Origin of the sequence: Sinomicrobium weinanense (assembly GCF_018863395.1) — a bacterium.
Lineage (GTDB): Bacteria > Bacteroidota > Bacteroidia > Flavobacteriales > Flavobacteriaceae > Sinomicrobium > Sinomicrobium weinanense.
In genome coordinates this window covers 939,737-949,958 of record NZ_JAHKRR010000002.1, presented here as the reverse complement: position 1 = coordinate 949,958, position 10,222 = coordinate 939,737, and the positions used below count along the sequence as shown (strand labels likewise).

The following is a 10,222-nucleotide window of genomic DNA, read 5'->3' as shown; positions in this document are numbered from 1 at the left end:
CAATCTCTGGGGAATAAATCTCCAAGAGAGTACAAACCCAGATTGGGGGAAGAATTCTTCCCCCAATCTAATGATATTAATGAAAATTTATTGAATTTAGAGGTGTCTTAGATTGGGTAAGCCTACAAGTTATATGTAATAATATTACAAAAAAAATCGTTTACTCGCAAATATATTGAGGGAAAGATGTCAATTTAACTAGAAGAAATGAAATAGTCGAATAGGCCAACCTAAATCATAATAAGACTTAAAAAAGTTGATCAAGTTTGAATTAAACTTTGTTAATATTATTAATCATTCAGCTATTTTACTTGAAAGGCTATATAGTTTAATTTTGAGCCGTTTGAAGGATGAAGATACCTCTTTTCATTTATAATGATCATTCTTTTTTAATTCTTGTATGAAAAATGTGGGTTTTATACCCGTACGTGACTGAAAGGCATCAGAAAAAGTCCTTTCACTGTTAAATCCCGCATCTCCGGCAAGGCTATTGTAATTATAATGTAATAATTTTGGGTCCTTCTACATCCGGTCTACAATATAGTCGATCCGTAAATCATTGAGATATTCCGTTACTCCTTTCTTTTTAAAATGAGAAATAATCTGGGAAAGGTATTTGTTGTTTACCTCCAGGGTAGCGGCAAATTTACTCACGGACATCTTTTTATCCAGGAATTTTTTCCCTTTTTCAAAGGTATCCAGCTTCTTTAGGACCATATCAATTACTTTCTGACTAATATCCGGTTTTTGGGAGGGAGGCCTTTTCTTTTTTGTGGCCTGGTTTTGTGGTCTATGTCCTTTCATAAAGGCTTCAAAGCGTTGCTTATAGATTTTTTTAATCCTGTAGCTCCTATAGACTAAGGATAAGATAAGGATAAACAAAAAAATGCCTGCTATGATTCCCCAGGTTTTCTGCTTGTTCCTGGTCTGTAAAAGTGCTTCAACCTTTTCTTTTTCACGCCTGACCCTTTTTACATCATATTCATTCTTGACCTTATCGTCCAGGTATTTCTCCTGGGTATCCAAAAACTCCATCGCCTGAAGCTGTCTTCCAAGATAGTGAAGCTGAAGTTTCAATTCTCCCCTTGACTTATGATAGGCATCTAATAACTTATATCCTTCGAGATATTCACGTTTCATATACCCCCTGGTTTTAAAACAGGTATCCACCGCTTTAAAATATTCTACAGCTTTTTTACGTTCATCCAGTCCCCAATAACTTTTTCCCAGGTAAAAAAGCCCCAATACCTCATTGGCAAAATCATCTTTCTCCTCCCGGATCACTTTCAGGGTACTATCCAGTTTATGTATGGCAAGATGATAATCAGATCTTATGCAGTCATTGATCCCTTCCGATTGGATAAAATATACTTCCATACTGGTATTTCCAATCTTTCTGCCTTCTGTAATCCCTAACTGGTTGACCCTTGAACTCGAACCATAATTTTCCATGCTGCTGTGGCACCGGCTTAAAAAATGTAAGGTATTCAAATAGCCCCTCGGAGCCTCTGTTTTAAAATATTCCAGACATTCCGTAAGTAGGGAAATAGCTTCGTCATAATACCGGGTGTAATATTTGACAAGGGCCATGTTGTATTTTAATTTGTATTTCAGGTAGTTATCATCCGTTTTTACAAGGTATCGATCGGACTCCAGGTAATGGTCCAAAGCCTCTTTATACCTTTTAAGGTTATAGTATTCCCCGCCTACAGAAAGATAAGCCGACCCCAAAAGGATAGGATCATCAGTTTTTTTAGCCATAAGGATCATACTATCCCCGTAAATCAGCTTTAAATTTCCATGAGAATAATGCAGGTAGTGTTTATAACCCTGGATCATTTTCTCCCGGTTACTCTCCATTTGTGCCTTATTGAGATAGGCTTTCAGGTAGAGAGATTGAGTGATACTGTCATTTTTTGAACTTGTGATATGATCGTAAAGAGAACGATAATCCTCTTTTCGAAGTGAGTCATTTGTTATTCGGGTGGGGGGTGTTACTTGTGGAAAAACAACATGGGTAGCAAAAAAGGATATGACAAGTATTTGTTTATAGATCATGATACTACATATTTAAGTACAATATGTCCTTAAAGCACCAGTTTTATGCTTTTTTCCTCACTTTTCTAGGAGACTTATTCCTGGAAGATAAAAATTAACTTAAATATAACACAAACCATTTATTATTAATGATTTTTTAACATTAGAGCAATACGGGGATTTCCGGAAATACAACGGAAGATTTCCGGAAATCCCCGAACATGTGGTTGCAAAAGTGCTGTAATCCCCCGTAGTTTTGTCTGTGAATTCAACGATCACAACTGCCGGTATTTTCCGGATAGCGAGTTCTGATCACCCGGGTGAGTAGGAACTGATAAAACAACTTCAGTTAACCAAATACTCACAAGATGAAAAATTTTAAATATGCTCTCGCAAGTGTTATCCTGATGTTTTGTGCTTGCACTACGGATGATGCCCTTTACCATGACCTTAATACCCAGGATATCCATCATCGTACCTCTGTTATTCCCTGGAATAATACCAATCCTTACGATGGTGTAGGAGAGAGGTATAGAGAAGCGCTTGACAGGTACATTGACATGAACAATATCGAACTTTCGGGCAAACATACCGTTCGACTTGCCGACCTGGGGAATAAACCCTATACCATTACCGATGATCCTTTACTGGCCCTCAAAGAAATCATTACCAATTCTCATTTAACACTTGCGGCAAAGACCAGCCTGGTGGATTTTATTGAAACCATTCTGACCTTACCACATGATCCTTATGAGGTGTTATACACAACCATTACACGGTATGAATCCCTGATGACAGACCATCCCCGTTTTTCTGCAGAAGACAAACGGGTCATACTCACCTTTACTTCATTGGTCAGGCATAGTTTCTATTCATATTCTACAGTAGATACCAACACAGAAGAAGAGGAGCCGGATGATGATTGGGATAATATGGTGGCTAACATGATCGACTTTATTCTTGTAGCCCTGGATGAAAACCCGGAAGAAACTATAAGCACCGCGAACCATTTTGTACAGAAGAATCAGTTTGCCAGTAAACCATAAGTTAGTATGCGTGTTAATAACGAAGAAAAGCGGACCATTGTCTTGTCCATAGGGCTTATTGGTTTTAATGTGTTGAGCATTTACCTGGTCATACAGTTGTTGGGCTATGACGAGATCCTGAATTATCCCGCTGATGGCTCCATAGAAAGGGAATCTCCAAAGGGGTTAGCCTGGCTGCTGTTTATTAACGGAATGTGCAACCTGCTCTATGTCGTGGTTGTACTCATGGCCAGGCTTATGAACCCTGATAAGAATTAAAATATTTGTTTTGAAACACCCCCATAATCATAAAGATTATTTTCCGGGCTTGCAGGTATCCTTCCTGAAAAACAAGAAGCAGGTAAAGAAAGTCAATCCGTTTTTACAGGAAAACCGCTTTGCCCTGCTGCTTGTAAGAAAAGGAAAAATAGACTTAAAAATGAAGAGCGATACGGTGTTATTGCAGCCTGGAGAATTGATATTCCTATCCGAAGAAACCTCTTCTACAATAACTGCAATTCATGACCAAACCTTAATAGGGATAGTCCTTTTTTCCCGGAGGTTTGCTTTCGGCGCCATCACGAAAACAATATTCCCCACCTTTCTTATTTTCCCAACGCTTGGGTGTTTCTCCAGGTTACAACTGAATACTCATGAGGTTTCCCTTTTATACCTGTTAATGACCCTGTTAGATATAAAAAGCAAAGGCCATAAATATCAGCAACCTCATAATCAGGTGCTGGAACTTGGATTTTATATGTTGTTATGGGAATTAAGAAACCTTTATCGTCATTACAACCGGGATGAATCCTTTCTTTATACCATGAAACATATATGGTTCATGCGTTTTTTTGATACCATACAGATACATTATAAAGAGCAACACCGGATACAATTTTACGCGGATAAGCTTCACGTAAGTACACGGTATCTTTCCAAAACGGTTAAAGAGGTTTCGGGAAAAACAGCCAAAAGATTCTTAAGAGACTTTCTTTTACAAGAAGCCAAAATGTTGTTACATGACCCTGTATCCGTTAAAGCCATCAGTCACGCTCTTGGGTTTAATTCTGTCCAACATTTTAGCAATTTTTTCAAAAGACATACAACGATCTCTCCAACAGCCTTTCGTGAAAGCCTGAATGATAAATCCATATTGTAGCCCCTCTTATGCTTATGGAAGGAGTTTATAAAGTTTTATAAATTCTATCATGTTAGTAGTAAAATGTCCTGGATGTTGCCGGGTAAATGTTGAAAAGCATGGGACGAAAATATCTGTTAGAATGGCTGGATATCCTGGTCAGTGTGACACTGAACCCGGAAAAGACCCTTGTTCAGAAAATCACGGAAGAACAGGTAGAATTTATTGTTAGGAATATACGAAGGGAATCTGCCTCCGTCAAATCCAAACTCAAACATCAGGTGTTTTCCCTGACCCGGGAAAAACACATCCGCCTGGTGGTAGAAAATTACCATACTTCCCTTCTTATTTTACTGGACCAGGTTTCAGAACAACAAAAAAATGACATCTTTCAAAGGGAAGATTTATTACAAGTGATGGATACCCTTCAATGTAGCCTGCAGGAATTAATATCTTTTCTTGAAACCTGGTTTACCCATTACCTGAAACCCGATAATGTTATAAAAAAAAGAACCTATTTCTCTCAAATTAAAGACCAGGAAAAAATCCTGTGTAATCTATCTACGGATCAAACGGCTCTGGTACTTCGGGCAGCAGATGAACTTCGGATTCTTAAGGCCAAATCCATGCGTCATGTATTTAGAACCATCGTTCCCTATCTTTCTACACCACATAAAAAAGATCTGTCCTATGATTCCCTTCGTGTAAAGGCTTATACACCAGAAGAAAAGGATAAAGAAGCGACTATCAACCAACTACAACGAATGATCAAAAAGATCAAAGAATATTAATTTCTTTCATTTTGCTCACTAAGTGAAATTTAAAATATTTCGGCGCTTGTGTCGAAATGTCTTTTCAAAGTTTTGAGACTTATGCTTCTTGGGGTTCGGGGTAGTTGACTAAGGTCATTACGGATCAGAATCAGGCTTTTCGGTATACAGTTTCTTTGTTAACACTAAAAAACACCTTTCAAGAACGCTTGATTTTGCTCAGGGGTACATGGGTACAACGGGGGTACAACTTTAAAGTTGTACTTGTGGTGTATGGTATTGTACTGTTCCTTTGTCCTGTTATTTGTTACCTATGGGTGTATTCCCCTGGGAAGTAATAAGCAGATGTTGAATGATAAAATGAAGAGGTATGTTTAATGAATTTTCCTGGGGTGAATATGCCCTTATGATAATACTGGTTTTAACCGCTTATTATGCCGCTCTCGGTTTGTGGTTTTACATCTTGAAATTAAGAACACCTGTTTCCGGAATACAATTAGCTACTCATACAGCACAAAGAGGAAACTATATTAAAGAAACAGTTTCTCCAGCTTCTTTTGAGGAAACTCCCAATGAAACTTTTGAGCAGACGGAAGCTATTATGACAACACTAAAAGATGTCATAGCGGAGGCTTTTAATAAAAAATATAACCGCAAACAGCTTTTGAATAGTCTTGGGAGGACATTACAAAAGCATCCGGAGATTGTCGGTACCCCTTTTCAACAGGGAATCCAGGAATTTATTAAGCAAGAATGTTATAAACATGCCCCCGTAGGTTTGCGTGATCGGGAAATGAAATTGTTATGGGGAACGAAAACCTGAGTGGGGTATTGTTTTAATGTGAAAAGACCTGTTCCTGTTCTGCCCTCTTGGGGTGGAAAGCCGCAAACAGACATGGGAATACCGGGTAAAGTGACGGCAGCAGGTTTTTTCACTTTTCTAAAGAGAATCAACTTTTAATGCAGAATGTCGAATGAAAACATGCAGTAGGAAAAACCGTAGACAGTTGGCCATCACAGGAATCATATGGTTAACTCATTTAGTAACTCTTGCCCAGGATGGAATTGCCGGGATCAACGAAGCCAATCAAAAGGTACGAAGCTATTTCGATGCCGGAACCAACCTCATGTACGCCGTAGGGGCTTTACTCGGCCTCATAGGGGCTGTAAAAGTCTACCAGAAATGGAATGCCGGCGACCCAGATACCGGGAAGGTCGCCGCGGCCTGGTTTGGCAGCTGTGTCTTTTTGGTAGTGGTAGCCACGGTGATCAAATCCTTCTTCGGTGTATAGTCACCCAGTCCGGATCATAATGGGCACCTGCCTACCAAGTAGGTTTAACAACTACGATCAATTATTTGTAAATCATTGACAAAAATGGAACAATCCTTAAAAGAAAAACTGTGGGCATATATCATTGAGAACAACCCTGAACTGATGTTCAATTTACAGGAAGATTACTCGGTACAGCAGTACCTGGACCGAAAGATCGAAGCCTTGCGCCCCCGGCTTAGGCAATGGAAAAAGGATAGCCTCCCGCCTTATATCATCGAAGAACAGGCTATGTTAGAACTAACAGCCGATTTAAGGCCTTCCAGGTTCCATTATATCCGAGACATTTTGGAAAAGGAATTTCTTCCCGACTTTTTAAGGTTCCGGGAAGCGGGAGTGCTTACCCACGAAGTGGTCAACCTGATCGGGACTTGTAAAGAAATTTTTGAAGCTATCGGTTTCTCCGAAGAAAACAGGAAAAGCCGCAGGCTCAGGTATGCGGTTATAAGAACCATCTCGGAATACTTGGAACAACATAAGAAAGAGTAAACCGGCCGGTGTAATCAGGAAAAACCAGGACCAGAAAATGCGCCCTATAATATTTACCCATATCAAATGTCCTTTGCATCGCTATACCTTCCGGGGCAAAGCCCTAAGGGAGTGGGTGGAGCAACAGTGCGAAGGCAGGGTGTTAAACCTTTTTGCCGGGAAGACCCTGCTCCAAGTGGATGAAGTCCGTAATGACCTTGATCCGGATGCCCCTGCCGATTACCATAGGGATGCCTTGGAATTTCTGCGAAGTTGGCCAGGTGAAAAGTTTAACACCATGCTGCTGGACCCACCCTATTCTTATCGGAAAAGCATGGAACTGTATAAAGGAATCCGATGTAGTCCTTTCCGGAGGTTAAAAGATACTATTCCCAGTCACTTGGAGATAGGAGGCAAAGTGATCACTTTTGGGTACCACAGTGTGGTGATGGGAAAGAACAGGGCATTTGTGGTGGAAAAGATTGGGATTTTTAGTCATGGTGGGACCATCCATGATACGATCGCTTCGGTGGAAAGGTACAGGTCTGGTCTGTAAATGATAAAGTATAAACCTATGATTAACAGCGTTTATCAAAACCATAAGGGGATCAATCAGACCATAGAGTTTCGCGGTTTAAAAGCCCAGTACATCTGGTATTTGGGAGGCGGCATAGTCATACTACTGATCCTTTTTGCCGGGATGTATATACTCGGACTACCTCCCCTGATCTGTGCCGGGATTATTCTTGCCCTGGGAGTATTCCTTGTAGTCAAGGTTTATAAAATGAGTAAAGCCTATGGGGAATATGGCCTTATGAAGAAGCTGGCCCAACGGCAAATTCCCAAAGTCATCAAAAGCCATAGCCGGAGCATTTTTTACAAGCAGAAAAGACAAAAGGGCTAATAGCTCTAAAGAGATTGATTAAAAAACAGGAAAATGAGGACGGAAAAAATGTTGGGGGACCTGTTTCCCATTATGGATGTGGAACACGATAGTATCCTTTCCAAAAAAGGGGACATTACCGTAGTGTTTAAAGCGGAGCTCCCAGAGATCTTTACACTGAGTAACCGGGAATACGAAGCCTTTCATCAAGCGTGGGTCAAGGCTATTAAGGTATTGCTCAACCATACGGTTTTTGCTAAGCAGGATTGGTTCCTGGAAAGCGGGCATCGGCCGGATTTTACCAAAGAGGGCCTTAGCTTTTTAAGCCGGAGCAGTGAACGGTTTTTTAACGAACGACCGTTTTTAGAACATTCCTGCTATATCCTGCTGACCAAAAAACCTTCGGGAAGGAAAGTTTCCTCCTCCATTTTTTCCAACCTGATCCGTCCGTCCCTGGTTCCTTCCGATATCCTGGATGCTCAAAAATTCCAGGATTTTATGGATAGCTGCGGGCAATTCCAGCGTATCCTGGAAGATAGCGGCTTTGTACAGCTCAAACGGTTAAAGGAAAAAGAACTTCTCAGTGGCCCGGACCAAGCAGGTTTTATAGAACGCTATTGTTTTCTTGAAGGCGAGATGGCTAAGGGGGCTAAGCCCCATTTAATAAAAGACATGGAATTGGCTGGGGATACCTTATGTATCGGTGATACCTATGCCCAACTTTATACCTTGGGCGATGCCGCCGACCTGCCCACCCTGTGCGGCTCCCGGATCGACTATGACAAATACAGTACGGATAAAACCCGCTTTAGCGTAGGGTTTGTTTCTTCCCTGGGACAACTTTTGCCCTGTAACCATATCCTCAGCCAGTATATTTTTGTTGAGGATGCTCAGAAAACCATTAAAAAGCTGGAAAGCAAACGCCTCCGGTTACAATCTTTGGCAGCTTACAGTCGGGAAAACGCTATTGCCCGGGATGCCGTGAACGATTTTTTAAACGAAGCCATCAGCGAACAACGGTTACCGGTCAAAGCCCATTTTAACCTGCTCACCTGGGGAAGCAGCAGGGAAGAACTCCAGGAACTCAAAAACAAGGTGTTTTCCGCCCTGGCCCAGATGGATGCCGTAGCCAAGATCGAGACCGCCGGGGCCGGGCAGATTTTCTGGGCCGGGATTCCCGGTAACGGGGCCGACTTTCCCATAAATGACACCTTTGACACTTTTGTGGAACAGGCCACCTGTTTTTTAAACCTGGAAACGGGCTATCGTTCTTCCCTAAGTCCCGTAGGGCTTCGCCTGGGGGACCGGCTTACCGGAAAGCCCATCCATGTGGATATCTCCGATGAACCCATGCAAAAGGGGATTTGTACCAACCGGAACAAGTTTATCCTGGGGCCCAGTGGATCGGGAAAATCCTTCTTTACCAATCATATGGTTCGTAGCTATTATGAACAGGGTACTCATATTATCCTCGTGGATGTCGGACATAGCTATAAAGGGCTATGTGATATGGTCGGGGGGTATTATTTTACCTATTCTGAAGAAAATCCCATCCGCTTTAACCCTTTTTACATCGGGGAAGGGGACCGTTTAGATACCGAGAAAAAAGAGAGTATCAAAACCCTGCTGCTGGCCCTTTGGAAAAAGGATAACGAAACCTTTAAACGGAGTGAGTATGTGGCCCTTTCCAATGCCTTGACCGGGTATTATGAGCATCTTAGGCAGTCGCCCGGCGACTTTGCGTGTTTTGATAGTTTTTATGAGTATCTCAAAGATACGTTTGTCAAGGAACTAGAAGGTGACAATGTGAAGGACAGGGATTTTGATGTCAACAATTTCCTGTATGTCTTACGCCCTTACTATAAAGGTGGGGAATTTGACTACCTGCTTAATGCCCGGGAAAACCTTGACCTGCTTGGGCAGCAATTTATTGTCTTTGAGCTGGATAATATTAAAGACCATCCCATTTTATTCCCGGTAGTCACCATTATTATCATGGAGGTGTTTATCAATAAGATGCGGAAGCTGAAAGGTATCCGTAAGATGATCCTTATTGAAGAGGCATGGAAGGCCATTGCCCGGGAAGGGATGGCAGAATATATTAAATACCTTTTTAAAACGGTCCGGAAATTCTTTGGGGAAGCTATTGTCGTAACCCAGGAAGTCGAGGACATTATTTCCTCTCCCATTGTCAAACAGGCGATTATCAATAACAGCGACTGTAAGATCCTGTTGGACCAGTCTAAGTACCAGAACAAGTTTGATCAGATACAGGAACTCCTGGGACTAACTGACAAGGACAAGGCACAAATCCTCTCTATAAATAAGGCTAACGATCCTACCAAAAAATACAAAGAAGTCTATATCTATCCCCCGGGGAAAGTATATCGCACTGAGGTTTCCCTGGAAGAATACCTGGCCTACACCACCGAACAAAGTGAAAAAGTCAAGGTGATGGCATATGCTGAAAAATTTGGAGGAAACATTCAAAAAGGTATTGCTGCCCTTGCGGCGGATATAAGAGGTAAGAATTAGCAGAGCCACGAACCTGTCTAAGCCGGCAGGCAGGT

General features: G+C 41.5%; 11 protein-coding genes. 10 read left to right on the top strand and 1 reads right to left on the bottom strand.

Annotation, left to right across the window (positions count from 1 at the left end):
• Positions 1-522: 522 nt before the first annotated feature.
• A complete protein-coding gene (locus KN811_RS09635) occupies positions 523-2,058 on the bottom strand; it encodes an AraC family transcriptional regulator (protein ID WP_187966729.1) in 1,536 nt (511 codons plus the stop codon).
• Between the two features lie 347 nt (positions 2,059-2,405).
• Here KN811_RS09635 and KN811_RS09630 point away from each other — a divergent pair, with 347 nt between their 5' ends.
• From KN811_RS09630 to KN811_RS09585, 10 genes are all read left to right on the top strand, one after another.
• Positions 2,406-3,083 (top strand): hypothetical protein, encoded by a 678-nt coding sequence (locus KN811_RS09630; RefSeq protein ID WP_187966728.1) that lies wholly within the window; start codon positions 2,406-2,408, stop codon positions 3,081-3,083.
• A gap of 6 nt (positions 3,084-3,089) precedes the next feature.
• Positions 3,090-3,341: a hypothetical protein gene (locus KN811_RS09625; RefSeq protein ID WP_187966727.1), complete on the top strand. Its 252-nt coding sequence runs from the start codon at positions 3,090-3,092 to the stop codon at positions 3,339-3,341.
• Between the two features lie 10 nt (positions 3,342-3,351).
• On the top strand, positions 3,352-4,221 hold the full coding sequence (locus KN811_RS09620) for a helix-turn-helix domain-containing protein (protein ID WP_187966726.1): 870 nt from the start codon (positions 3,352-3,354) through the stop codon (positions 4,219-4,221).
• A 98-nt stretch (positions 4,222-4,319) separates the two neighbouring features.
• The gene (locus KN811_RS09615; protein WP_187966725.1) at positions 4,320-4,991 is read left to right on the top strand and encodes a hypothetical protein; all 672 of its coding nucleotides are present in this window, start codon (positions 4,320-4,322) and stop codon (positions 4,989-4,991) included.
• A 349-nt stretch (positions 4,992-5,340) separates the two neighbouring features.
• Positions 5,341-5,793 carry a hypothetical protein gene (locus KN811_RS09610; protein ID WP_187966724.1) on the top strand — a complete coding sequence of 151 codons (453 nt, stop codon included), beginning with the start codon at positions 5,341-5,343 and terminating at the stop codon, positions 5,791-5,793.
• A gap of 151 nt (positions 5,794-5,944) precedes the next feature.
• Positions 5,945-6,262, top strand: a complete 318-nt coding sequence (locus KN811_RS09605) for a DUF4134 domain-containing protein (RefSeq protein WP_187966723.1) — start codon at positions 5,945-5,947, stop codon at positions 6,260-6,262.
• Between the two features lie 84 nt (positions 6,263-6,346).
• Positions 6,347-6,790 (top strand): hypothetical protein, encoded by a 444-nt coding sequence (locus tag KN811_RS09600; RefSeq protein ID WP_187966722.1) that lies wholly within the window; start codon positions 6,347-6,349, stop codon positions 6,788-6,790.
• 37 nt (positions 6,791-6,827) lie between these two features.
• Positions 6,828-7,325 carry a hypothetical protein gene (locus KN811_RS09595; RefSeq protein ID WP_187966721.1) on the top strand — a complete coding sequence of 166 codons (498 nt, stop codon included), beginning with the start codon at positions 6,828-6,830 and terminating at the stop codon, positions 7,323-7,325.
• A gap of 18 nt (positions 7,326-7,343) precedes the next feature.
• On the top strand, positions 7,344-7,673 hold the full coding sequence (locus KN811_RS09590) for a DUF4133 domain-containing protein (RefSeq protein ID WP_187966720.1): 330 nt from the start codon (positions 7,344-7,346) through the stop codon (positions 7,671-7,673).
• A 33-nt stretch (positions 7,674-7,706) separates the two neighbouring features.
• Positions 7,707-10,187: a TraG family conjugative transposon ATPase gene (locus KN811_RS09585; protein ID WP_187966719.1), complete on the top strand. Its 2,481-nt coding sequence runs from the start codon at positions 7,707-7,709 to the stop codon at positions 10,185-10,187.
• Positions 10,188-10,222: the final 35 nt, after the last annotated feature.

What these genes read in the sequence shown, in the direction of transcription:
- KN811_RS09635 (WP_187966729.1), bottom strand. Translation starts at nt 2,058, where the DNA reads ATGATCTATAAACAAATACTTGTCATATCCTTTTTTGCTACCCATGTT.
- KN811_RS09630 (WP_187966728.1), top strand. Translation starts at nt 2,406, where the DNA reads ATGAAAAATTTTAAATATGCTCTCGCAAGTGTTATCCTGATGTTTTGT.
- KN811_RS09625 (WP_187966727.1), top strand. Translation starts at nt 3,090, where the DNA reads ATGCGTGTTAATAACGAAGAAAAGCGGACCATTGTCTTGTCCATAGGG.
- KN811_RS09615 (WP_187966725.1), top strand. Translation starts at nt 4,320, where the DNA reads ATGGGACGAAAATATCTGTTAGAATGGCTGGATATCCTGGTCAGTGTG.
- KN811_RS09610 (WP_187966724.1), top strand. Translation starts at nt 5,341, where the DNA reads ATGTTTAATGAATTTTCCTGGGGTGAATATGCCCTTATGATAATACTG.
- KN811_RS09605 (WP_187966723.1), top strand. Translation starts at nt 5,945, where the DNA reads ATGAAAACATGCAGTAGGAAAAACCGTAGACAGTTGGCCATCACAGGA.
- KN811_RS09600 (WP_187966722.1), top strand. Translation starts at nt 6,347, where the DNA reads ATGGAACAATCCTTAAAAGAAAAACTGTGGGCATATATCATTGAGAAC.
- KN811_RS09595 (WP_187966721.1), top strand. Translation starts at nt 6,828, where the DNA reads ATGCGCCCTATAATATTTACCCATATCAAATGTCCTTTGCATCGCTAT.
- KN811_RS09590 (WP_187966720.1), top strand. Translation starts at nt 7,344, where the DNA reads ATGATTAACAGCGTTTATCAAAACCATAAGGGGATCAATCAGACCATA.
- KN811_RS09585 (WP_187966719.1), top strand. Translation starts at nt 7,707, where the DNA reads ATGAGGACGGAAAAAATGTTGGGGGACCTGTTTCCCATTATGGATGTG.